General features: G+C 72.8%; 21 protein-coding genes and 1 tRNA gene. 7 read left to right on the plus strand and 15 right to left on the minus strand.

Annotated features, from left to right (window positions below):
- Positions 1-106: 106 nt before the first annotated feature.
- Entirely contained in the window at positions 107-1,510 is a 1,404-nt protein-coding gene (locus IE106_RS03620) for an HNH endonuclease (RefSeq protein ID WP_189529732.1), read from the plus strand.
- A 328-nt stretch (positions 1,511-1,838) separates the two neighbouring features.
- Here the strand turns inward: IE106_RS03620 and IE106_RS30805 are convergent, their stop codons facing one another.
- The 4 genes from IE106_RS30805 to IE106_RS03640 form a co-directional block, all read right to left on the minus strand.
- A complete protein-coding gene (locus IE106_RS30805) occupies positions 1,839-2,291 on the minus strand; it encodes a deaminase (protein ID WP_189529733.1) in 453 nt (150 codons plus the stop codon).
- Entirely contained in the window at positions 2,288-2,971 is a 684-nt protein-coding gene (locus tag IE106_RS30810; protein ID WP_189529734.1) for a RibD family protein, read from the minus strand. The genes IE106_RS30805 and IE106_RS30810 overlap by 4 nt, the downstream gene beginning before the upstream one ends.
- A 38-nt stretch (positions 2,972-3,009) precedes the next feature.
- Positions 3,010-4,368 carry a helix-turn-helix domain-containing protein gene (locus IE106_RS03635; protein ID WP_189529735.1) on the minus strand — a complete coding sequence of 453 codons (1,359 nt, stop codon included), beginning with the start codon at positions 4,366-4,368 and terminating at the stop codon, positions 3,010-3,012.
- Positions 4,369-5,468: 1,100 nt separating this feature from the next.
- Positions 5,469-5,550 (minus strand) — tRNA-Tyr (locus IE106_RS03640).
- A 192-nt stretch (positions 5,551-5,742) separates the two neighbouring features.
- Between IE106_RS03640 and IE106_RS03645 the strand changes: the two genes are divergently transcribed.
- The 4 genes from IE106_RS03645 to IE106_RS03660 all read left to right on the plus strand — a co-directional run bounded on the left by IE106_RS03645 (position 5,743) and on the right by IE106_RS03660 (position 8,884).
- Positions 5,743-6,231, plus strand: coding sequence for a YajQ family cyclic di-GMP-binding protein (locus IE106_RS03645; RefSeq protein ID WP_189529736.1), 489 nt, complete (start codon positions 5,743-5,745; stop codon positions 6,229-6,231).
- Positions 6,232-6,347: 116 nt separating this feature from the next.
- The gene (locus IE106_RS03650) at positions 6,348-6,851 is read left to right on the plus strand and encodes a methylated-DNA--[protein]-cysteine S-methyltransferase (protein WP_189529737.1); all 504 of its coding nucleotides are present in this window, start codon (positions 6,348-6,350) and stop codon (positions 6,849-6,851) included.
- Positions 6,848-7,513: an alpha-ketoglutarate-dependent dioxygenase AlkB family protein gene (locus IE106_RS03655; RefSeq protein ID WP_189529738.1), complete on the plus strand. Its 666-nt coding sequence runs from the start codon at positions 6,848-6,850 to the stop codon at positions 7,511-7,513. Before IE106_RS03650 ends, IE106_RS03655 begins: the two co-directional genes overlap by 4 nt.
- A gap of 123 nt (positions 7,514-7,636) precedes the next feature.
- Positions 7,637-8,884: an APC family permease gene (locus IE106_RS03660; protein ID WP_189529739.1), complete on the plus strand. Its 1,248-nt coding sequence runs from the start codon at positions 7,637-7,639 to the stop codon at positions 8,882-8,884.
- A gap of 474 nt (positions 8,885-9,358) precedes the next feature.
- On the opposite strand, the gene htpX is transcribed toward IE106_RS03660, so the two are convergent.
- The 11 genes from htpX to IE106_RS03715 form a co-directional block, all read right to left on the minus strand.
- Entirely contained in the window at positions 9,359-10,222 is an 864-nt protein-coding gene (gene htpX / locus IE106_RS03665) for a zinc metalloprotease HtpX (protein ID WP_189529740.1), read from the minus strand.
- A gap of 160 nt (positions 10,223-10,382) precedes the next feature.
- Positions 10,383-11,918 carry an NADH-quinone oxidoreductase subunit N gene (locus tag IE106_RS03670; RefSeq protein WP_229840003.1) on the minus strand — a complete coding sequence of 512 codons (1,536 nt, stop codon included), beginning with the start codon at positions 11,916-11,918 and terminating at the stop codon, positions 10,383-10,385.
- A gap of 11 nt (positions 11,919-11,929) precedes the next feature.
- On the minus strand, positions 11,930-13,507 hold the full coding sequence (locus IE106_RS03675) for a complex I subunit 4 family protein (RefSeq protein WP_189529742.1): 1,578 nt from the start codon (positions 13,505-13,507) through the stop codon (positions 11,930-11,932).
- A 3-nt stretch (positions 13,508-13,510) separates the two neighbouring features.
- The gene (locus tag IE106_RS03680; RefSeq protein ID WP_189529743.1) at positions 13,511-15,502 is read right to left on the minus strand and encodes an NADH-quinone oxidoreductase subunit 5 family protein; all 1,992 of its coding nucleotides are present in this window, start codon (positions 15,500-15,502) and stop codon (positions 13,511-13,513) included.
- The gene (nuoK, locus tag IE106_RS03685) at positions 15,499-15,864 is read right to left on the minus strand and encodes an NADH-quinone oxidoreductase subunit NuoK (RefSeq protein WP_189529744.1); all 366 of its coding nucleotides are present in this window, start codon (positions 15,862-15,864) and stop codon (positions 15,499-15,501) included. The genes IE106_RS03680 and nuoK overlap by 4 nt, the downstream gene beginning before the upstream one ends.
- The gene (locus IE106_RS03690; RefSeq protein WP_189529745.1) at positions 15,864-16,436 is read right to left on the minus strand and encodes an NADH-quinone oxidoreductase subunit J family protein; all 573 of its coding nucleotides are present in this window, start codon (positions 16,434-16,436) and stop codon (positions 15,864-15,866) included. Before IE106_RS03690 ends, nuoK begins: the two co-directional genes overlap by 1 nt.
- Positions 16,433-17,101: a NuoI/complex I 23 kDa subunit family protein gene (locus IE106_RS03695; protein WP_189529746.1), complete on the minus strand. Its 669-nt coding sequence runs from the start codon at positions 17,099-17,101 to the stop codon at positions 16,433-16,435. The genes IE106_RS03690 and IE106_RS03695 overlap by 4 nt, the downstream gene beginning before the upstream one ends.
- The gene (locus IE106_RS03700) at positions 17,101-18,069 is read right to left on the minus strand and encodes a complex I subunit 1/NuoH family protein (RefSeq protein ID WP_189529747.1); all 969 of its coding nucleotides are present in this window, start codon (positions 18,067-18,069) and stop codon (positions 17,101-17,103) included. Before IE106_RS03700 ends, IE106_RS03695 begins: the two co-directional genes overlap by 1 nt.
- Complete coding sequence (locus IE106_RS03705; protein ID WP_189529748.1) at positions 18,066-19,385, minus strand: NADH-quinone oxidoreductase subunit C; 1,320 nt, start codon at positions 19,383-19,385, stop codon at positions 18,066-18,068. Before IE106_RS03705 ends, IE106_RS03700 begins: the two co-directional genes overlap by 4 nt.
- The gene (locus tag IE106_RS03710) at positions 19,382-20,011 is read right to left on the minus strand and encodes an NADH-quinone oxidoreductase subunit B (protein WP_189529749.1); all 630 of its coding nucleotides are present in this window, start codon (positions 20,009-20,011) and stop codon (positions 19,382-19,384) included. Before IE106_RS03710 ends, IE106_RS03705 begins: the two co-directional genes overlap by 4 nt.
- The gene (locus tag IE106_RS03715) at positions 20,002-20,394 is read right to left on the minus strand and encodes an NADH-quinone oxidoreductase subunit A (RefSeq protein WP_189529750.1); all 393 of its coding nucleotides are present in this window, start codon (positions 20,392-20,394) and stop codon (positions 20,002-20,004) included. Before IE106_RS03715 ends, IE106_RS03710 begins: the two co-directional genes overlap by 10 nt.
- Positions 20,395-20,584: 190 nt before the next feature.
- On the opposite strand from IE106_RS03715, the gene IE106_RS03720 reads away from it, so the two are divergent.
- Entirely contained in the window at positions 20,585-21,766 is a 1,182-nt protein-coding gene (locus IE106_RS03720; protein WP_189529751.1) for a sensor histidine kinase, read from the plus strand.
- Between the two features lie 209 nt (positions 21,767-21,975).
- A complete protein-coding gene (locus tag IE106_RS03725) occupies positions 21,976-23,298 on the plus strand; it encodes a sensor histidine kinase (RefSeq protein WP_189529752.1) in 1,323 nt (440 codons plus the stop codon).
- Positions 23,299-23,384 lie beyond the last annotated feature (86 nt).

Consider the following 23,384-nt stretch of genomic DNA (forward strand, 5'->3'; position numbering starts at 1 on the left):
TGGCTCGAACGAGCGCCAAGAGCTCCGGCATAGTGAAGCGGCTGGGGCTCTGTCAGTGGCGTCTGATGAGATGGGTCTGCTCGCACTCGGGGAGGTAGCGCAGACCATGGACGGATGCGATGTGATCCGCAGGATCGGGGAGCTGAAGCCGGCTCAGCGGCGCACGGGCCAAGCGCTGCATCGCCCGATCCTGGCGCTGTGGGCCATCGGTCAGGCGGCGCAAGGCAAGCCCCGACAGCAGCGCTGGTCGGAAGTGAGGGAGGCCGTGGGGCCTCTGCTGGTCTCGTACGCGGGTGCGAGTGATGGTCAGCAGGCGGTGCTGTACCCCTTCTGGGCCTTGCAGCGTGATGCCCTTTGGGAGGTTGAGGGCTCTGAGGAGCTGACCATGACGAGTGAGGGACGCCGACCTCAGGCGTCGTCCCTCGACGCGACGAACCCCCTCGCGGGGCTACCGAAGCAGGTCTACGACGCTGTGGAGGGAGACCCCGCGCTGGCGGCTTGGGCCATAAGCGTCCTGTTGCTGAGGTTCTTCACCCCGGTGCCTGCCGGACTCTTGGAGGATCTAGGCGTGACGGAGTTGGTGGCGGGGCGCGAGGCGGCGGCACTGCGTCCGCTCGTGGGCGAGAAGTACCGGGACCGCAAGGCCATCGCCGATGCGTACGGCGGTAATCGCGTCCGTGGGATCACTCCCCTGGCGGACGGTCTCCTGACGGTCTTTTCGGACGACAAGGGGCCGTATGCGGACGGGCGCATACCCGAGACGAACTGGATCGCCTACACCGGTGACGGGCTATCGGGTGATCAGAAGTTGGTTGGGGGCAACCGCTCCATGTCCGTGTACCAGGAGGAGCAGAAGGCGCTGCGGTATTGGCACAGGCCGTACGGGGGCCTTTGGACGTTCGAGACGTGGGCAGTGATCGTCCAGCGGTGGCGGCGCTGGGGTCGTGGAGAGGACGGCCTGCAACGGCGCGAGTACGTGTGGGTGCTGGCCCCAGTCCCCTCTCCGCTCCGGGAGGACTGGCCGAGCGAGGTCATCGAGGCACTCGCAGAGGATGGGGGGCGGCTCCACGACAGCTCGGTCGACGACATTTCGTTCGCCGCGGGTATCGAGTCGGGAACCAAGCAGCTCGACGACCGCGAGAGGTACAAGCGCTTGACGAAGGCAGCCCAAAGGCTGGCGGCCGGCCGCAACCAGCGTTCGACCCTCACGAGGGTTGAACGCTTCCTGCGCTCACCCGCCGCTAGGGAAGCAGTGATTCTGCGCAGTGGCGGCCGGTGCGAGAACCCGTCCTGCCTGGGTCACCCGCTGGAGCGTACGGACACGGACGCGCCCCTCCTCGAAGTGGACCACGTAAAGGACCTCGCGCGCGGAGGGCCGGACACTCCGGAAGCAATGATCGCCCTCTGCCCGAATTGCCACGCGCTGAAGACCCGTGGCAGAGGACGTCACCAGCTCCAGCGGGCGCTGCTGGAGGAGGCCCGCCGCCGCCACAAGGCATTTGTGCAGTGACCCCTCGGGGCGGCGGCGCCTGCCCATGACGGGCTCCGTCGTTCCGCGCACCTCGAACGCCAGACCATCAGCCCCACGGCCAGAGATCCGTCAGCTCTCGATGACGCATTTCTCGGCCGTGACGCGGAAGAGAAGTTCCAGGTCAGCCGCCAAGCGTGGGCCTGGACTTACCTTTGCCGTCTAGTCGTTTCTGCCACTGAACGCTCGATCGGTGAGCACATGCCTGCTATCCCGCAGGCCGGAGCAAGAAGCGCAGGGACGGAAGAGCAAGTCGTTACAAGCCATCCATGTATGAACCTCTGGCCTCTCGATGACCAGAGAGCGCTCATCAGTCGAGCAAGTGCCCGTTGATCTGGCGAGCAGCCCCGGCTAGCTCGGGTAGCTCTATCACGGTCACGTCGTTGGCACGCAGAATTTCCACACCTACGCAGTCGCCGACAAAAAGAGCTGGCTCTCGCCAAGCGATGACAACCCGCCGGATACCGGAACGCAAGATCAATTCGGTACAGGTGACTGGGCTTGATTTGCGTTCCGAGCAGGGCTCCAAGGTGCTGTAGAGCGTGACGTCGGATAGTGACTCGACACGTCCTGAGAGCTTAGCCAGCGCTGATTCCTCAGCATGGGTGTGCAACCCAGTCTCGCGTGAATATCCGTTTGCAACCTCATTGCCGTCGGTATCAACAATCACCGCGCCCACTGAAAAAGCACTGTCGGCGGGCGGGCAGCGGCGGGACAGGTCGATGGCCTTCTGCATCCAGGCGTGGTCGTCCAGCTTGGTCATGCCTGGCTCTCCTGCTTCGGGAGGTAGCGGAGGAGGACGACGTCGCCGACGGTGGTCGCCTCCGCGAGGCGCATGCGGCGCGTCGAGCCGCCGGGGTACTCCGCGGGGTGCAGGAAGCGTGGGGCGTCGCCGTCGCCGACCACCAGCGGGGCGATGGCGAGGTGGATCTCGTCGGCGAGGCCCTGCGACAGGAAGGCCGTGTGGATCTGGCCGCCGCCCTCCACCATCAGGCGCTCGATTCCGCGCCGGCCGAGGTCGTCGAGCATCGCGCCGAAGTCGACCGTGGGCCCCAGGGACACGACGTCGGCCAGGCCGCGCAGGCGCTCGCTGAGCTTCTCGTAACCGTCGTCCGTCGTGTAGGCGACCTTGTCGCCGCCGTGGTGCCAGAACTTCAGGCCGCGGTCGAGGTCGCCGCTGCCGGACACCGTGACCTTGAGGGGGTAGGCGGGCTTGCCCGCCGCCACCCGGGCGGCACGGCGTTCCTCGCTGTTGACGAGGAGCCGCGGGTTGTCGGCGCGCATCGTGCCGGCGCCGATGAGGATGGCGTCGGATTCGGCGCGGACCTGGTCGACGCGGTCGAAGTCCTCGCTGTTGCTGAGGAGGAGCCGCTCGGTGCTGGTGTCGTCGATGTGTCCATCGATCGACGTCGCCACGCTCAGCAGCACGTACGGACGGGGCACGGGGAGTCTCCTTGCTCGCTGGTTGGGTACGACCGGCGTCAGGCTTGGCGGAGGACGGCTTCGGTCATGGCGTCCTTGAACTCGATCACGCTCGGGACCGTACGCCACTGGTCGAAGGATTCGTCGAGCCGCGCCAGCTCCCGGGAGATGCGCGCCGATCCGGTCTCTTCGCCGATGCTCAGGGCCTGGAGCCCCACGACGACGGCCTGCTCCACCTCCCTCGCTCCGGCGAGGGCGACCGCCTGGCGAGCCAGGTACACGCCCCGGTCCCGGTGGTAGCCGGCGGGCAGGCGGCTGATGGCCTGGTGGAACCCCTCGGCGGCGCCCTGGTGGTCCCCGAGGACGGCGAGGCTGTGCGCCCGCTGCACCTCGATGTACGCGCTGTCGAGCCATACGCCCCACGGGGAACCGGGGTCGGGGTCCATGTTCGCGTGGAGCTCCAGGGCGTGCTCGTACGCTCGCTGCGTCGTCGCGGCGTCCTTGCGGAGGGCATGACCGTGGGCTCCGTACGTCGCGGCGACGGCGGCCAGGCGGCTCCGGGGGGCGGCCAGGTCCTCCGCCGCCTCCGCGACGTCAACGGCCTCTATGGCGTCGCGCATGTCGCCGGCGAGCTGGCTGCGGCGGGCGAGGATGTACGTGGTGAGGTCCGAGTCCCCGCACATGTGGGACGCTTCGAGGGCTTCGTGCATCCAGTGCTGAGCGGCGCGGAAGTCGCCGAGGTCTTGGTACAGCCACCCGCACAGCTCCGCGTACTGCGTCTGCAATTGGAGGAGTTGGCGCCGGTCGGAGCCGCGGCGGTCCGCGCGGAGTTCCTTGATGGCGGCGATCTGCTGCTGAACCACCGGGATGACGCGGGCGGGGCCGAAGCGGTTGTCGTTGTCGATCAGCACTCTCCGCGTCGCCTGGAGGAGTTCGATGGGGTTCGCCCCCGAGGTGTGGGCGGCGGCGCGCCGGGGGGAGACGGAAGCAGCGACAGGCGACTCGGCAGCCGCGGTGAGGGCCGCACCGGCTCCGAGCGCACCGAGCAGGGACCTACGGGAGAGCGACACGAAGATGATCCTTCCGTCATCGGTACGTACGGGGACGGACAGTCCCTCCTCTGACGGTGCACGAACGCCGCTCTCACCAGCCATGGCAGCGGGCCGGTTGGCCACATGGGCCCCTTGGTTGGACACATGGGCTGCGGCCAGGGCCTCAAGGCTGGCGCCCTCCGCCATCCGCTTGTGCAGTCGGATCAGCGATCCGCCGGCTCCCAGCGCTTCGTCGTAGGCGCGGACGAGATCGGCCGAAGCGGCCTGGTCGCCACGCTCCACGCGCGCCATGTAGCTGCTGTTGAAGACGATGGTCCTGCCGAGCTTGCCGAGGGATAACCCGCGCTGGTTCCGCCATGCGCGCATCTCGGCGCCGAGGTAGTGCTGTGGGCTTGCGTGAGGCGTCAAGTCATTGGGCCGCTGTCCCACTCCGTCCTCCCCGATGAGTCCCATGTGGCTGCCACGTGGCGGCCACATGGGATGTCTGTCGCCCTGCCAACTCCGCACGCTACAAACGATGCAGAGGCGGTTCTCAACCTACCGACGCAGGTTGGGATACCGCAGCCCGTGCGAGCGAGGGAGGTGGACCGTGATGTGTGACCGATCGCGGAGGTCGACGCCGGTAGCGCGGCTACCGAGGGCCTCCGCCCCGGCGCCGGCTCGCGCCAGGTCCTGACCGGCCGCCAGCGCCACAACCCGTTCACGAAGTACGTCGGCCTCGCTCTTCGGGCGGCTGATCTCGTCTCGCAGCTCCGCGATGGCGCCTTCGGTCCCGCCTGTCGAGCGAGAGCGACGGAATCGGGGGTGAGAAGGGTTCCCCTGCTCTGATGCTGACGGTGAGGCCTTCGGTCTTGAGCCGGCGGATCGCGGCTCGGGCCACCGTGACGGTCACGCCGTAACGGTCTCGGATCTGCGTCGGGGTCGGGGTCGGCAACCACCCGCTGGTGGCGGACTCCCCCTCAGATGTCACCCTGTCCGGCCGTCGACGGCGGCCGTCTCTCCCGCACGGCGCGCGACGGCATGGCCCGGGAGGGCGCCTGCGGAGAGGTGTGGGCCCGCGCCCGGGAAGACGTCCCCTCCCCCGTCGAGCGGGAAACCGCGCCGGCCTGACAGCCGTATGACCTTCGTCACGCCCCATGTCCAAGCGGCTCGGCTCCGGCGCAGGATCCGGCTCGTGGCCCAGCGGGCTGGCCACAGCCCAGCCGTCCCTTTTGGGGCTCGCGCGCAATTCCCAAGGGCGACGACGAGGCAGCCAGCACGAAGACCTCTGCCCGGCTGAACCAGCGGTGGTCCTGGCACCTTCACCGGTCTCCGATCGCCCGCAGATCCCGTCCACGAGCCGTCCACGCATGCTGGTAGAGCCCGGGATTCGGCGAGACGAAGCGAGACAGTACGCCGCTCTGGTCCCCGCGCGACAAAACGGCCCCTGATCGCGTTTCCGCAGATCAGGGGCCGTTCACTTCCAGTGGCGGCGCCAGGATTCGAACCTGGGTAGGCTAAGCCGACGGATTTACAGTCCGCTCCCATTGGCCACTCGGGCACACCGCCATGGGATGTCACCCTGGAGCGTCCCCCTTTCGGCGGTGCTCCCTGGCAACGACGTAAACAATACCCGATCCCCGGGGGTGGTCCGCCACCGGATTTGATCAGCACTCGGGGCGGGTGGGGGTGGCTAGGCTTGGGGTGGCGGTCGGCGCTGGGCCGCCGCTCTCCACCACCCGATGCAAGGAGCCACAGGACATGGCCGACTCCAGTTTCGACATCGTCTCGAAGGTCGAGCGGCAGGAGGTCGACAACGCCCTCAACCAGGCGGCGAAGGAGATCTCCCAGCGCTACGACTTCAAGAACGTCGGGGCGTCGATCTCCTGGTCCGGCGACAAGATCCTGATGCAGGCGAACTCCGAGGACCGGGTCAAGGCGATCCTCGACGTGTTCGAGTCCAAGCTGGTGAAGCGGGGGATCTCGCTGAAGTCGCTGGAGACCGGCGAGCCGCAGCTGTCCGGCAAGGAGTACAAGATCTTCGCGACGATCCAGGAGGGCATCTCCCAGGACAACGCCAAGAAGGTCGCCAAGATCATCCGTGATGAGGGTCCCAAGGGCGTCAAGGCGCAGGTGCAGGGCGAGGAGCTGCGGGTCAGCTCCAAGAGCCGGGACGACCTGCAGGCCGTGATCGCACTGCTGAAGGGCAAGGACTTCGACTTCGCGCTGCAGTTCGTGAACTACCGCTGACCTGGTCGGTACACGGGCGGGGGCGGACGCGGCCTGGTGGCCGGTCCGCCCCCGCCCGTGTGTCCGGTGTCGGGATCCCGCCGGCCTCGGGCGGGCGGCGGGGTCAGACTGGGGGCATGACGGTGTACGCGCGGATCGACGGGCCCTTGGGCGGCATGCTGGTGGTGGGCGAGGAGGCCGCGGACGGGTTCGTGGCACTGGCCTCGCTGTCCCTGCCGGGGCAGAAGGGCGCCGTCGCCGTGCGGGAGGGGTGGCGGCACGCGCCGGAGGCGTTCGCGCGCGTCGCGGAGTGGTTGGGGGACTACTTCGCGGGGAGGGTCGGGGTCTTCGGTCTTCCGTTGGCCTCGGAGGGTGTGGGGACGCCGTTCCAGCGGCGGGTCTGGCGGGTGCTGGACGACATCCCGTACGGCGTGACCACCACGTACGGGGAGGTCGCGGCGCGCGTGGGTGTCTCCGGTGCCGGGGTGCGGGCCGTGGGGACGGCCGTCGGGCGCAATCCGCTGCTGGTCGTGCGGCCCTGTCACCGGGTGATCGGGGCGGACGGTTCGCTGCGGGGGTACGCGGCCGGGCCGGAGCGCAAGGAACTGCTGCTCGGCCTGGAGGGTGCGCTCGTACGGTGACGGATGCGCTGTTCCCGCTGGACCGCGGGCGGGTGGAGGTCGCGCCCGGTGCCGTGCACGTGCCGGGCTGGCTGTCCCCGGAGCGGCGGCGGGGGCTGGTCGAGGCGTGCCGGGCGTGGGCGCGCGGTCCGGTGCCGATCCGGCACACCGTGCTGCCGGGCGGCGGGGTGATGTCGGTGCGGACCGTGTGCCTGGGCTGGCACTGGCTGCCGTACCGGTACGCGCGGACCGCCGACGACGTGAACGGGGCGCCCGTCGCGGCCTTCCCCGGCTGGCTCGGCGACCTGGGGCGGGAGGCCGTCGCCGCGGCGTACGGGGAGGACGGCGGGTACCGGCCCGACGCGGCGCTGGTCAACTTCTACGACGGGGACGCGCGCATGGGCATGCACCAGGACCGTGAGGAGCGGTCGGCGGCTCCCGTGGTGTCGCTGAGCATCGGTGACGGCTGCCTCTTCCGGTTCGGCAACGCGCAGGGGCGGGGGCGGCCCTACACGGACGTGCGGCTGGAGTCGGGGGACCTGTTCGTCTTCGGCGGGCCGTCGCGGTTCGCGTACCACGGCGTGCCCCGGGTGTACCCGGGCACGGGCGACCCCGCGGCGGGGCTGCGTGCCGGGCGGTTGAACATCACCCTGCGGGAGACCGGGCTCTCCGGCGGCGGGTAGGCGGCTTGCGGGGGACGGTGCCCGCCCTCCCGCCGGTGCCGTGCGGCCGGCCGTCTCCGGAGGGGGCGGGGTGGATCGGGGCTCGGTGGGGAGGGCGGCGCGGGGCTCAGTAGGGTGCGGCCCATGGCAGAGGCGTTGCGGCGGTCGCTCGGGGTGTTCGACGCGGTCGTGATCGGGTTGGGGTCGATGGTGGGTGCCGGCGTCTTCGTGGCGCTCGGGCCCGCCGCCGCGGCCGCCGGGAGCTGGCTCCTCGTCGGTCTGGCGGTGGCGGGGGGCGTCGCCTACTGCAACGCGATGGCGTCGGCGCGGCTGGCCGCGCGCTACCCGGCGTCGGGCGGCACGTACGTGTACGGGCGTGAGCGGCTGGGTCCTTTCTGGGGGTACCTGGCGGGCTGGGCGTTCGTCGTCGGCAAGACGGCGTCGTGTGCGGCGATGGCCCTGACGGTGGGGGCGTACCTGTGGCCGGGGCAGGCGCACGCGGTGGCGGTGGCCGCCGTGGTGGTGCTGACGGCCGTGAACTACGGCGGTGTGCAGAAGTCGGCGCTGGTGACGCGGGTGATCGTGGCGGTGGTCCTGGCGGTGCTGGCGGCCGTGGTGGTCTCCTCCCTCGGGTCGGGCGCGGTGGACGCGGGACGGCTGGAGCTGGGCGGCGACGCCTCGCCGGGCGGCGTGTTGCAGGCGGCGGGGCTGCTGTTCTTCGCGTTCGCCGGGTACGCGCGGATCGCGACGCTCGGGGAGGAGGTCAGGGACCCGGAGCGGACGATCCCGCGGGCCGTCCCGGTGGCGCTGGGCATCGCGCTGGTGGTGTACGCGTGCGTGGCGGTCTCCGTCCTGTCGGTACTGGGTCCGGGTCGGCTGGGCGGGTCGGCGGCGCCGGTCGTGGACGCGATGCGGGCGGCGGGCGTCGACTGGATGGTGCCGGTGGTGCGGGTGGGGGCCGCGGTGGCGGCGCTCGGTTCGCTGCTGGCGCTGATCCTCGGGGTGTCCCGGACGACGCTGGCGATGGCGCGGGACGGTCACCTGCCCCGTACGCTTGCCGCCGTCCACCCGCGGTTCGGGGTGCCGCACCACGCCGAGCTGGTGGTGGGCCTGGTCGTCGCGGTGGTGGCGGCGACCGCGGACCTGCGGGGTGCGATCGGGTTCTCGTCGTTCGGCGTGCTGGTCTACTACGCGATCGCCAACGCCTCGGCGTGGACGCTCGTCACCCGGCTGTCGCCGGTCCGGCTCCTGGCGGCCTGCGGCCTGGCCGGCTGCCTGGCCCTGGCCTTCTCGCTGCCGCCGTCGTCGGTCCTGGCGGGCGCGGGCGTGCTGGCGGCGGGAGCGGTGCTGTACGCCGTGCGCGCCGGGACGGAGTCGGGGCGGGAGCGCTAGCGGGAGGGCGGGCCGCCGGTTGGAGCCCGGTGTGCGCGCCGCCGCCCGTGTGTGGCGGTCCGGCCCGGGGCAGCGGGGAGCCGGGGAGCGCCGGCGGCCTCGGTGCCCGCGACCGGCGGGTGCCGGTGATCGACCGGGGGACGGTGATCGGCCGGGGGACGGTGATCGGCCGGGGAACGGTGGACACCGACCGCGATGGTGACTGTGCGTGATTGCTCATGTGTCCATGGTGGACCATGCCACCGACACTCCGCTCGGCCTGTGGACAACCCGGCTGCCGGGGGCCCGCGAAGGGCCGGTCGCCGGGCACGGCCTCCTTGCCCGGCGGCAGCCGGGGCACCGGGACGAGCCGGGAGTCGGCGGTGCCGGGCGGGATGGCGACGGTCGTGGCGCACGGGGCGACGCCCGTGACGAGGCGGCCGGGGGCCGGCCACCGGCCGGCGAGCACCGGTCAGACGGCGTCGAGGACCGTCTTCACGGACGGGGCCCCGCCATCTGCTCGAGCCGGGCGATGCGCTCCGCCATCGGCGGGTGGGTGGAGAACATGCGGGCCATGCCCTGGCCCGGCCGGAACGGGTTGGCGATCATCATGTGGCTCGCGCTCTCGATGCGCGGCTCGGGCGGCAGCGGCAGCCGCCGCGTCCCGTTCTCCAGCTTGCGCAGGGCGCTCGCGAGGGCCAGGGGGTCGCCAGTGAGCCGGGCCCCGGAGGCGTCCGCCTCGTACTCGCGGGAGCGGCTGATCGCCAGTTGGATGACCGAGGCGGCGACCGGGCCCAGGATCATGACCAGGAGCATGCCGAGGAGACCCGGTCCCTCGTCGTCGTCGGAACGGCCGATCGGGATGAGCCAGGCGAAGTTCACCAGGAACATGATCACCGAGGCGAGGGCTCCGGCGACCGACGAGATCAGGATGTCCCGGTTGTAGACGTGGCTGAGTTCGTGCCCGAGGACGCCGCGCAGTTCGCGCTCGTCGAGGAGCCGCAGGATGCCCTCCGTGCAGCACACCGCGGCGTTGCGCGGGTTGCGTCCGGTCGCGAAGGCGTTGGGGGCCTGCGTCGGTGAGATGTACAGCCGCGGCATCGGCTGCCGGGCCTGCGTGGACAGCTCGCGGACCATCCGGTACAGCTGCGGTGCCTCGAACTCGCTGACCGGGCGGGCCCGCATCGCGCGCAGGGCCAGCTTGTCGCTGTTCCAGTACGCGTACGCGTTCGTCCCGAGGGCGACGAGAACGGCGACGACCAGGCCCGTGCGCCCGAAGAAACCACCGATCAGGATGATCAGCGCGGACAGTCCTCCGAGGAGTACGGCGGTCCTGAGCCCGTTGTTCCGGCGGTGCACGGTACGCCCTCCAAGCGGTGCGGCAGGGGAACCCTTCGCTGATGCTGCTCCACTCTTCAGTGGACCCTCCCGTACGGGTCAACGCCAGGCGGGAGTGGCGGGTTCCCTCCTGCGCGCCGGGTGAGCGCTGGGCCGTTCGGGCGAGGAGGTGGGCGGGCCGTCAGAAGAGGGCGGTCGCCGCGAAGCGGAGGACCCACTGCGGGTAGCCGGAGAGCAGCACGCCGGCGACGGCGGTCAGCGCGATCGCCGCGGTCACGGGGACGGGCGCGCGGTGCCGTGCGGGGGCCTCGCCGGGGGCGCCCTCCGGGGAGCGGAACAGGACGGCCGTCCAGCGCAGGTAGTAGTACAGGGCGATCACCACGTTCACGCCCATGACCACGGCCAGCCAGCCGAGGCCCGCGTCGACGGCGGCGGAGAAGACGACGACCTTGGCGAACAGGCCGATCACGCCGGGCGGCAGGCCGGCCAGGCACAGCAGGAAGAAGCCCATGGCGAGGGCGGTGACCGGCCGGGCGGCGTACAGGCCCCGGTAGTCGGCGATCCGGTTCGCCGGGTGCGTGCGGGCGACGAGGGCGGCGACCGCGAAGGCGCCCAGGTTCACGACGGCGTACATCAGCGCGTACGCGACGGTGGCGCCGATCTGGTCGTCGCTGGAGTACGCGGCGGCGGCGATCGGCACCAGGAGGTAGCCCGCCTGGCCCACGGACGACCAGGCGAGGAGGCGGACCGCGCTTCGCGCGCGCGTGGAGACCTGCCGCAGCGCGCCGACGTTGCCGACGGTCATGGTGAGCGCGGCGAGCACGGCGAGGGCCGGGCCCCACACGTCCGCGTACGACGGGAAGGCGACGACGGTCACGAGGACGAGGCCGGTGAAGCCGACGGCCTTGCCGACGACGGACAGGTACGCGGCGACGGGGAGCGGGGCGCCGACGTACGTGTCGGGCACCCAGAAGTGGAACGGCGCGGCGGCCGTCTTGAAGGCGAAGCCGACCAGGGTGAGGGCGACGCCGGCCTTGGCGAGGGTGCCGAGCTGCGCGGGGACGTCGTCGAGCTGCTGGGCGATCTCCGTGAGGTGGAGGGTGCCCGTCGAGGCGTACACGAAGCTGACGCCGAGGAGGGTGACGGCGGTCGCGGTGACCGAGGAGAGGAAGAACTTCAGCGCCGCCTCGCCGGACATGCGGTCGCCGCGCCGGAGCCCCACGAGCGCGAAGGCGGGGAGGGAGGCGACCTCCAGGGCGACGACGAGGGTGGCGAGGTCGCGGGAGGCGGGCAGCAGGGCGGCGCCGGCCGCGGAGGACAGCAGCAGGAACCAGAACTCGCCGGCGGGGAGCTCCCGCCTGGTGTCCGTGACGGACAGCAGGGCGGTGAGGAGGGCACCGCCGAGGACGAGGAGCTGGATGGCGAGGGTGAAGTGGTCGGCGGTGTAGCTGCACGCGCCGGGGTCCCCGGTGAGGCAGAACGTCGACCGGTCGCCGGCGCGGAGCGGTACGAGCGCCAGGAGCGCGGCGGCGAGGCCGGCCGTGGCGGCCCAGGCGAGGAGCGCCTTGCGGGCCTGCGGGAGGAACAGGTCGGCGACGAGGACGGCCAGGGCGACGACCGCGGCGATGGTCGGCGGGGCGATGGCGACCCAGTCGACGGCCTGGACGAGGTCGCCGTTCGCGGGCGCCGCGGCCAGGGCGGTGGGGGCGGCGGTCACGGCTGCGGCGGTCACGACTTGCCTCCTGCGAGAAGCTGCTGCACGGCCGGGTCGGTGAGGCCGAGGAGGACCGCGGGCCAGAGTCCGGCGAGGACGGTGAGGACGGCCAGCGGGGTCCAGGCGGCGAACTCGTACGCCTGGACGTCGGCGAGCGGCGGCTGGTCGGCGGCGGGAGCGGCGCCCATGCAGACGCGGCGCACGACGACGAGGAGGTACGCGGCGGTGAGCAGCGTGCCGAGGCCGGCGACGGCCGTGTAGGTGAGGAACGCGGGACGGCTGAGGCCCTCGGCGGGCTGGAACGCGCCGAACATGGCGAGCATCTCGCCCCAGAACCCGGCGAGACCGGGCAGGCCGAGGGAGGCGACGGCGCCGAAGGCGAGCAGGCCGCCGAGGCGGGGCGCGCGGCCGTACAGGGCGGCTCCGGTCGTGCCGGCGAGGGCGTCGAGGTCCGCCGTGCCGTGGCGGTCCTTGATCGCGCCGACGAGGAAGAAGAGGAGGCCGGTGATCAGGCCGTGGGCGACGTTGGCGAACAGCGCGCCGTTGACGCCGGTGGGCGTCATGGTGGCGATGCCGAGGAGGACGAAGCCCATGTGGCCGACGGAGGAGTAGGCGATGAGCCGCTTCAGGTCGCCCTTGGCGCCGGCCCGGGCGAGGGCGAGGCAGGCCAGCGACCCGTAGATGATCCCGACGACGGCGAAGGCGGCGAGGTACGGGGCGAGGACGTGCATGCCCTCGGGGGCGATCGGAAGGACGATCCGGACGAACCCGTACGTACCCATCTTGAGGAGCACGCCGGCGAGGAGGACCGAGCCGACGGTGGGGGCGGCGGTGTGCGCGTCGGGGAGCCAGCTGTGCAGCGGCCACATCGGGGTCTTCACCGCGAGCCCGACACCGATCGCCAGAACGGCGATGACCTGCAGTGACGTGCTGAGGTCACGGCCGTTGTCAGTGGCGAGTGCCAGCATGTCGAAGGTGCCGGCCTTCAGCCCGACGAGGAGCAGGCCGAGCAGCATGACGACCGAGCCGAGGAGGGTGAAGAGGATGAACTTCCAGGCGGCGCCCTGCCGCCCCTCGCCGCCCCAGCGGGCGATGAGGAAGTACATCGGGATGAGCACCATCTCGAAGGCGAGGAAGAACAGCAGCAGGTCGAGGACGGCGAAGGTCGCGAGCGTGCCGGACTCGAGGACCAGGAGCAGCGCGACGAAGGCCTTCGGGGAGGGGCCGGCGGGCGGCTTGAAGTAGCTGTACAGCGCGCAGAGGAAGGTCAGCAGCGCGGTCAGGACCAGGAGGGGGAGCGAGATGCCGTCGACACCGAGGTGGATCCGCACGTCGAGTGCGGGGATCCAGCTGACGTCCGTCGTGGCCTGCATCATCGACGACCGGCCGTGGTCGAAGCCGAGCGTGAGGACGAGGGCGGCGGCGAGGACCGCGCCGGTGACGGTCACGCCGTGGCGGAGCACGGCCTGGTCGGGCGACTTCCCCCTCAGTCCGGGCGGGGCCGGCAGGAGGGCCGCGGCGGCGCCGACGAGCGGGGCGGCGACGGTGAACGCGAGAAGGAACTGCATCACGGATTCGCTGATATCGATCACGGCTCACGCTCCGGCGGCGACGAGGACGGCGGCGACCGCCAGGACGACGGAACCGGCGAGCAGGACGCTGAGGTAGGTCTGCACGTTGCCGGTCTGGGCGCGGCGCACGGCCGCCCCGAGGAGGCCGGTCGTGGCGCCCGCCCCGCGGACGTACGTGTCGACGACCTCGCGGTCGAGGAAGCGGACCAGTGAGGCCGCCGCGCGGACGGGGCGTACGAACAGGGCGGTGTACACGGCGTCGAGGTGGAAGCCGGTCGCGGCGTGCCGGTGAAGCGGGCCGAGGAGGAGGCGTCCGGGGTCGGCCGGGTCGGGTGCGGAGGCGATCGACCCGTAGGCCGGGGCGTGGGTGGCGATGGCCTCGGCCTCGGAGACGGCGGGTTCGGCGTCGGGGTGGGCGGCGACGGCGCCGATCGGCACGTGCGCGGCGCGGGGGACGGCCCGGCGCCAGGCGGCGTAGGTGACCAGGCCGCCGGCGAGGGCGAGGCCCGTGCCCAGGACCGCGGTGGTGGTGGTCGGGGTGAGGGCGTTGCCGTCGAACCAGTCGTCGAGGGAGGTGACGGCCAGGCCGAAGGCGAGGGAGGGGAGGGCGAGCACCCACAGCACGGCGTTCATGGCGACGGGCTGCCGGCCGTGGTCGGGGGCTTCGGCGCCCTTCCCGTGGAAGGCGAGCAGCCACAGGCGGGCCGCGTAGGCGGCGGTGAGGAGGGCCGTGAGCAGTCCGGCGGCGAAGACGATCCAGCCGGCGCCGGCCGGGGCGACGTCCCGGTCGCCGAGGGCGGTGTGCTCGGCGGCGACGAGGACGGCCTCCTTGGAGAAGAAGCCGGCGAACGGCGGGACGGCGGCGAGCGCCAGGAGGGCGACCGTCATCGTCCAGTACGCGTCGGGGACGCGCCGGGCGAGGCCGCTCATGCGGGACATGGCGGCGAGCGAGTTGGTGCCCGCGGCGTGGATGACCACGCCGGCGGCGAGGAACAGCAGCGCCTTGAACGCGCCGTGCGACAGGAGGTGGAAGACGGCGGCGCCGCGGTCGCCGACGGCCAGGGCGCCCGACATGTAGCCGAGCTGGCCGATGGTCGAGTAGGCGAGGACGCGCTTGATGTCGTCCTGGGCGAGCGCGGCGAGGGCCGAGCCGACCATGGTGAGCGCGGCCATCACGGCGAGGACGGTCATGGCCGCGGCGGAGGCCGCGAAGACGGGGAGGAGACGCGCGACGAAGTAGACACCGGCGGCGACCATCGTCGCGGCGTGGATGAGCGCGGAGACCGGCGTGGGGCCGGCCATCGCGTCGGGGAGCCAGGTGTGCAGCGGGAACTGGGCGGACTTGCCCGCGACCCCGGCGAGGAGCAGCAGCGCCACGAGGGTGGGGTGGTCGATGCCGCCCGCGGTGACGGCGCCGAGGACGCCGGTGATCCGGAACGTGCCGGCGTCGGCGGCCAGGGCGAACAGGCCGATGAGGAAGGGGACGTCGCCGAGCTTGGTGACGAGGAACGCCTTGAGGGAGGCGGCCCGTGCCTCGGGGGTCTCCCAGTAGTGGCCGACGAGGAAGTACGAGCAGATGCCCATGACCTCCCAGCCGACCAGCAGCACCATCAGGTCGCCGGAGTAGACGACGAGCAGCATCGCGGAGGTGAAGAGGGAGACGAGCGCCGCGTAGGAGGGGTAGCGGGGGTCGTCGCGCAGGTAGCCGGTGGAGTAGATCTGCACGCAGGACGCGACGACGCCGACGAGGACGGCCGTGAGGGCGGCGAACCCGTCGAGGTGGAGGGCCAGCTCGATCGGGACGGAGCCGGTCGGGGTGAGCTGGGTGGCCGCGTCGACGGCCTTCCCGCCGCCCTGCCGTACGGCGACGAGGACGGCGAGGACGAGCGCGGCGACCGTCGGCAGGACGGCCAGGGGGCGTACGAAGCCGGGCGCGGTGCGGCCGAGAAGGAGGCCGGCGGCGGCGCCCAGGAAGGGGAGGAGGGGGACGAGGACGGCGAGGGTCGTGGTGGTCACGCGGTGGCCTCAGCCTTCTTGCCGGTCTGCTCGTGGTCGGCCTCGTCGCCGCCGGGGGTCTCGGCGTTGTCGCGGAGCCGGTCGATGTCGGCGGTGCCGCGGTTGCGGTAGACCATCAGCACGATCGCGAGGCCGATGCCGATCTCGGCGGCGGCGATGGCGATGGTGAACAGGGTCAGCGCCTGGCCGGCGTGCAGGGTGTCGCGGAGCCAGACGTCGAAGGCGACGAGGTTGAGGTTGACGGCGTTGAGCATCAGCTCGACGGACATCAGGACGAGGATCGCGTTGCGGCGGGCGAGGACGCCGTACAGGCCGGTGCAGAAGAGGAGCACGGCGAGGACGGCCGGGTAGGCGAGGTGCATCAGCGCTTCCCCTCCGCGTCCTCGTCGCCCTTGCGGGAGAGGACGATCGCGCCCACCAGCGCGGCGAGCAGCAGGACGGACAGCGCCTCGAAGGGGAGCACCCAGTTCCGGAACAGCATCTCGCCGGAGACGCGGGTGGTGCCCTGGGCGGGGCCGTCGAGGTCGATCCAGGTGGTGCGGAAGGCGTCGACGACGACCCAGACGAGGGCCGCCGCCGCGGCGGCGGCCACGACGAGGGCGGCGGGCCGGTTGCCCGAGTCGGCGTCCGGGGAGCGGCCGATGGGCGCCTTGGTGAGCATGAGGCCGAAGAGGAGGAGGACGACGACGGAACCGACGTAGATGAGGACCTGCACCCAGGCGATGAACTCGGCGGTGAGGAGCAGGTACTCGACGGCGATCCCGCCGAGGGCGACGACCAGCCACAGGGCGGCGTGCACCAGCTGGCGGGTGGTGACCGTGACGACCGCGGCGGCGAGGGTGACGACGCCGACGAGGAGGAACGCGATCTCCGTGCCGGTGGGCGAGAGGAAGCCGGGGCCGGCGGGGCCGGCGAGGGACAGGACGGACGTCATGCGGTGCCTCCCTCGGCGGTGCCGGGGGTGCCGTCGGCGCCGTTCCGGCCCGGGGCCTCGTCAGGGGCCTGGGCGGGGGGCTCACCGGAGGCCTGGGCGGCGGCCTGCTCGGTGGCCCGCTCGGCCTCCTGCTCGGCGGCCCGCTGGGCGGCGAGCTTGTCGGCCGTCTTGCGCGCGGCGGCCAGCTCCTTCGGCTCCTCCGCGCCCGGGTCCAGGGCGGGCGGCTCCGGGACGGTCCACATCCACTCGCGGAGCTTGTCCCGCTCGTGGGTGAGGTCGCGGATGTCCGTCTCCGCGTACTCGAACTCCGGCGACCAGAACAGCGCGTCGAAAGGACACACCTCGATGCAGATGCCGCAGTACATGCAGAGCGAGAAGTCGATGGCGAAGCGGTCGAGGACGTTGCGGCTGCGTTCGCGCCCGCCGGGCGCGGCGGGCGGCACCGTCTCCTTGTGGGAGTCGATGTAGATGCACCAGTCGGGGCACTCGCGGGCGCAGAGCATGCAGACCGTGCAGTTCTCCTCGAACAGGCCGATGACGCCGCGGGAGCGCGGCGGCAGTTCGGGCTGGACGTCGGGGTACTGCGCGGTGTGGCTCTTCCTCGTCATCGTCCGGAGGGTGACGGCCAGCCCCTTGGCGAGGCCGGATCCGGGGAACGGAGGCACTACTGGATCACCACCTTGACGACGCCGGTGAGGGCGATCTGGGCGAGGGCGAGCGGCACGAGCGTGGTCCAGGCGAGCTTCTGCAGCTGGTCCTCGCGCAACCGCGGGTAGCTCACGCGCAGCCAGATCACGACGAAGGCGAGCACGGCCGTCTTCAGGAGCGTCCACACCCAGCCCAGGCCGTCGGCGCCGAACGGGCCGTGCCAGCCCCCCAGGAAGAGGACGGTGGTCAGACCGCACAGGACGACGATGCCCGCGTACTCGGCGAGCAGGAACAGCGCGAAGCGGAGGCCGGTGTACTCGGTGTACGCGCCGAAGATGATCTCCGAGTCGGCGACCGGCATGTCGAACGGCGGGCGCTGGAGTTCGGCGAGGCCGGCGACGAAGAAGACCAGGGCGCCGACGATCTGCCAGGGCAGCCACCACCACTCGAACGCGTCGAGGATGCCCGGCAGCGACACCGTGCCGGCCGCCATGGCGACCGAGGCGGCGGCGAGCAGCATCGGCAGCTCGTACGCGAGGAGCTGTGCGGCGGTGCGCAGGCCGCCGAGGAGGGAGAACTTGTTGGCGGACGCCCATCCCGCCATGAGCGAGCCGAGCACGCCCACGCCCATGACGGCGAGGACGAAGAAGATTCCCGCGTTGACGACCACGCCGACCGCGCCCTCGCCGGGGCCGATCGGGATGGCGACGAGGACGAGGAGGTACGGGAGGAGCGCGACGGCGGGGGCGAGCTGGAAGATGCGGCGGTCGGCGTTGGCCGGGACCACGTCCTCCTTCTGCGCGAACTTCACGCCGTCCGCGACGAGCTGCGCCCAGCCGTGGAAGCCGCCCGCGTACATGGGGCCGAGGCGGCCCTGCATGTGCGCCATCACCTTGTGCTCGGTCTGCCCCACGACGAGGGGCAGGACGAGGAACACGGCGAAGACGACGACCAGGCGGAGGGCGACGTCGAGTGCGTCGTTCACGCGTCTCCTTCGGGGCGTCGTCGGTCGGGGGCGGAGCCGGACCCGGGTGCGGGGTCGGGATCCGGGGCGGAGGCCGGGTCGGGGTCCGGGGCGGGAGCCTGGGTGGCGTCCGGGGCGGGAGCCGGATCGGCGTCCGGGGCGGGTGTGGGGCCCGTGGCGGGGCGGGGTTCCGGGGTCGCCGGCGGCTCGGGACTCCCGGACGGCTCCGGGCCCGTGCCGGCCGGCGGGGCCTGGGGGGCCCGCGCGGGTTCGGCCGCTCCGTCGTCGAAGGCGGGGCGGGGGTTGTTCCAGGGGGCGTCCGCGCTGCGGGTGCGCGGGGGCGCCGCCGGGGCGGGTGCGGGTCGCTCGGGCGCCGAACCCTCGGTTCCGGATGCGGTGCCCTCGGTTCGGGGTGCGCTGTCCTCGCTCCGGGAGGGGACGTTTTCACCCCGGGGCGCGGTGTCCCCGCCCCGGGACGCGGTCTCCTCGCGCTGGCTTGCCGAGCCCTCGCCGGCCGTGCGGCTGCGGCGCTGCGTGGCGGAGCCCTCGCCGGCCGTACGGGTGCGACGGGGACGGGGAGCGGCCGTCTCCGGTGCCGGACCCGCGGCCGGGGCCCCGGTGGCCGCACTCGCGGCCGGGGCCTCCGTGGGCGGAGTGGCCGTCTGGCCGGCCGAGCCCTCGCCCGCCGTACGGGTGCGGCGCGGCGGGCGCTCGGCCGCCCCCGCGCGCGGGGTGCGGGCCGGGCGGGCCGGGGCCGGCGGGAGCTGGCCCTTCAGCGGCCCCCACTCGTTGGGGTCGGGGACGCCGGGCGGCAGCATCTGGCGCCGCTTGGGGCCGCCGTGCTCGGACTCGCCCGGCTCCTTGGCGCCCGGCCACGCCTTGGCGACGCGGGCGGCCAGGACGAAGTCCTTGCGGAGGGGGTGGCCCTCGAAGTTGTCGGGGAGCAGGAGGTGCGCCGGGTTCGGGTGGCCCTCGAAGGTCACGCCGAACATCTCGTGCGTCTCGCGCTCGTGCCAGGCGGCGCCCGCGTACACGTCCACGGCCGTGGGCAGGGCGGGGGCGCCGTGCGGGACCGTCGTCCGCAGGAGGAGGCGGCGCACCCGTCCGCCCTCCAGCGCGACGACGTGGGCGCAGACGCGGAAGCCCGTGCCGGGCTCGTCGACGGCGCTCAGCCAGTCGAAGTAGGTGCAGCCCAGCTCGTCGCGGGCGGTCTCCAGGGCGGCGATCCACGAGCCGGCGGGGACGTCGACCGTCAGCAGGTCGTACGCCCGTTCGGCGGTGGTCTCCGGGCCGAAGACGTCGGTGACGGCGTCGGGCAGCGTGTCGTACGCGTTCACTGCGCACCGCCCCCGGGGGCGGGCGGCGGGGTGACGAGGCCGCTGCGCAGGGCGGCGGTGGAGGGGCGGGAGGCCCCCCGGCCGTACCGCTCGTGGAGCGACTCGCGGGCGATCTTCTCCTGGAGCTTCAGGATGCCCTGGAGGAGCGCCTCGGGCCGCGGCGGGCAGCCCGGTACGTACACGTCGACCGGGATGATCTGGTCGACGCCCTTGGTGACGGAGTACGAGTCCCAGTAGGGCCCGCCGCAGTTGGAGCAGGCGCCGAAGGAGATCACGTACTTCGGCTCGGGCATCTGCTCGTACAGGCGCTTCACGGCGGGCGCCATCTTGTCGGTGACCGTGCCGGACACGACCATCAGGTCGGCCTGGCGCGGGCCGGGCGCGAAGGGGATCACGCCGAGCCGGATGAAGTCGTGGCGGGCCATCGACGCCGCGATGAACTCGATGGCGCAGCAGGCCAGCCCGAAGTTGAAGACCCACAGGCTGTAGCGGCGGCCCCAGTTCAGGACCACCTTCATCGGCTCGGGCGCCAGCCGCGACAGCACGCCCAGTCTCTGCGGCTCGGGCAGCGGCACCGGCTCGGACGGCACGCGGGTGGCGCCGGTGGCGCCGGGAGTCACGTCCATGTCAGGACGCCCTTCTTGTACGCGTAGAGAAGTCCCACGGCCAGGAAGCCGAGGAAGACGAACATCTCGACCAGCGTGGTGGCGCCGTACCCCGTCTCGGCGAAGACGGTCGCCCACGGGAAGAGGAAGATCGAGTCGACCGCGAAGATCACGTAGAGGAAGGCGTAGACGTAGTAGCGGACCTGGGTGTGGGCCCAGCCCTCCCCCACGGGGTCGACGCCGCACTCGTACGTCAGGAGCTTCTCCGGCGTCGGCACGACGGGGCGGAGCAACCGCCCGGCCGCGAACGCGACGGCCACGAAGAGCACGCCGATGGCGGCGAGGAGTCCGACGGCCGAGTAGCTCTGGAAGTAGTCGGCCGCGAGCCCGGTCTGTTCCGGCACGTCCGTCCCTCTCTCTTCCTGCCCCCGTGGGCGCCGATCCGGCGATCCGGCGATCTGTACGCACGGGAGTCTAGGCCCTGGCAAAGCCCGGGTAATCAGCCGTGTCGCACCCGAGGTGGGGTTATCCCCACCGGACGCCACCCACGTACCCCATGGCGCGGCCGGGTCACGGCCCGGCAGGCTGGGCGCCATGACCACGCGCAGCGACCGTCCGGCTCCGGCTCCCTCCTCCCGCACGGGACGCCTCGGGTTCGGGGCGGCCATGTGGAAGGAGGTCGTCCATCTGTTGTCGAACCTGCCAGTATCCCTCGTCGCGTTCGTCTATGTGACGGTGGCGGTGGCGGTGGGGGCGGCCCTGTCCGTGACGGTCGTCGGGTTGCCGCTGCTGGCGGCCGGGCTGGCCGGGGCGCGGCTGGTCGGGCGGGTGGAGCGGGCGCGGGCCCGGGGGCTGCTGGGCGTGCGGATCGAGGAGCCGAGCCGTCCGCCGCGCCGGCCGGGCGGGGGCGCGGCGGACGCGGTCTGGTCGGTGCTGGGGGACGCGGTGGCGTGGCGGACGGTGCTGTACGGGTTCGTGCGGCTGCCGTGGGGCGTGCTGACGTTCGCGGTGACCCTGGTGGCGCTGGTGGTGCTGTGGCCCGCGCTGCCCTATCTGGTACGGGCGATGACCAACGCCGACCGGGCGATGGTGCGGGGGCTGCTGGGGCCGTCGGACGAGTTGGAGCGGCGGGTCGCGGAGCTGGAGTCGGACCGGGGGGTGGTGGTGGACGTGGCGGCGGCGGACCTGCGCCGCATCGAGCGCGACCTGCACGACGGCGCGCAGGCCCGCCTCGTCGCCCTCGCCATGGGGCTCGGTCTGGCGAAGGAGAAGGCCGCCGAGGACCCGCGGGCGGCGGCCCGGATGGTGGAGGAAGCGCACGGCGAGGTGAAGCTCGCCCTCCAGGAGCTCCGCGACCTGGCCCGCGGCATCCACCCGGCCGTCCTCACCGACCGGGGCCTGGACGCCGCCCTGTCGTCCGTCGCGTCGCGCTGCACGGTGCCGGTGACCGTGACGGTCGACCTGCCGGAGCGTCCGGCGGAGGCGACGGAGGGCATCGCGTACTTCACGGTGTCGGAGCTGCTGCAGAACGTCTCCAAGCACGCCCGCGCCCACCACGCCACCGTCGACGTCTGGCGCACCGGCGACCGCCTCCTCATCCAGGTCACCGACGACGGACGCGGCGGAGCCGACCCCACCCGCGGCACCGGCCTCGCCGGCCTCGCCGAACGCCTCGACGCCGTCGACGGGCTGTTCGTCGTCCACTCCCCGCCCGGGGGGCCGACGACCGCGACCGCCGAGCTGCCCTGGCGGAGCCGTACGGCCGCACACCGCTGACCCCGCGACCGCACCCGCCGCCGACCCCGGCGGCGCCTCCCGCCGACCCCGGCGGCGCCTCCCGCCGACCCCGGCGAAGCACCCCGCGGACCTAGGCGGCGCGCGCCGCCGGGTGCGGCGGGCGCGCCCCGCCGCGTGCGCCTCCGAGCAGGGGGCGCGCGCTCCCCGACCGACATCCCACCCCGAACGAGCGGAGACGGACCCTTCCCATGGCCATGGCATACGGGCCGGACACCGGCCACCCGCGCGCACCGCGCCTCCCCGCCTGGCTGGGCGCCCCCCTGGCGGCCCGCACCTGGCGGGAGTTCTGCCACCTGCTGCTCGGCCTGCCGCTGAGCCTGTGCTACTTCGCCCTGTCGGTGACGGCCCTCGCGGTCGGCGCCGGGCTGGTCGTCACCTTCGTCGGCATCCCCGTACTGGCCCTGGGCCTGGCGATGTGCCGCGGCTTCGGCGTCGTCGAACGGGCCAGGGCGCGCGCCTTCCTGGGCTCGCGGGTCGGGGATCCGGAGCCGGCGCGGGCCGAGCCGGGCACCGGCCTCACGGGCGCGGTGTGGGCGGTGCTCAAGAGCGGCGCCTCGTGGCGGCACCTGCTGTACGCGGTGCTGCACATGCCCTGGGCGGTGGTGGCGTTCTCCCTCGCGGTGACCGTCTGGAGCACGGCGTGGGCGCTGTTCACGTACCCGCTGTGGCGGTGGTCGCTGCCCCTGCACGCGGGTACCGACGGCATCCAGGTGTACGGGGACGGGACGCGCGCCTACGTCCTGGACTCCGGTGCCGAGCTGGCGGTGACCAGCGGCGTCGGCCTGGTGCTCGTGTTGCTGGGGGCGTGGCTGGTCCGGGGCCTGGCGGCGGTCGACCGGGCGCTGGTGCGGGGGCTGCTCGGCCCGTCGCGGCTCGCCACGCGCGTCGTCGAGCTGGAGTCGGACCGGGGGGTGGTGGTGGACGTGGCGGCGGCGGACCTGCGCCGCATCGAGCGCGACCTGCACGACGGCGCGCAGGCCCGCCTCGTCGCCCTCGCCATGGACCTGGGCCTGGCGAAGGAGAAGGCGACCGAGGACCCGCGGGCGGCGGCCCGGATGGTGGAGGAGGCGCACGACGAGGTGAAGCTCGCCCTCCAGGAACTCCGCGACCTCGCCCGCGGCATCCACCCGGCGATCCTCACCGACCGGGGCCTGGACGCCGCCCTGTCCGCCGTCGCGTCGCGCTGCACGGTGCCCGTCACGGTCGGCGTGGACCTGCCCGAGCGGCCCGCCGCCGCGGTCGAGGGCATCGCGTACTTCACGGTGTCGGAGCTGCTGCAGAACGTCTCCAAGCACGCCCGCGCCCACCACGCCACCGTCGACGTCTGGCGCACCGGCGACCGCCTCCTCATCCAGGTCACCGACGACGGACGCGGCGGCGCCGACCCCACCCGCGGCACCGGCCTCGCCGGCCTCGCCGAACGCCTCGACGCCGTCGACGGGGTCCTCGCCGTCCACTCCCCCGAGGGCGGGCCGACGACCGTCACCGCCGAGCTGCCCTGGCGCGGTTGAACACAGTTGAACGGTGTTCGCCCACACGGCCGAAGTTGCTGCGATGCTGGTGGCGACGGTGGACATCGCCGTCGGGAGCCGATCGG

The sequence above is a fragment of the Streptomyces roseolilacinus genome (assembly GCF_014649335.1).
GTDB classification, from domain to species: Bacteria; Actinomycetota; Actinomycetes; order Streptomycetales; family Streptomycetaceae; genus Streptomyces; species Streptomyces roseolilacinus.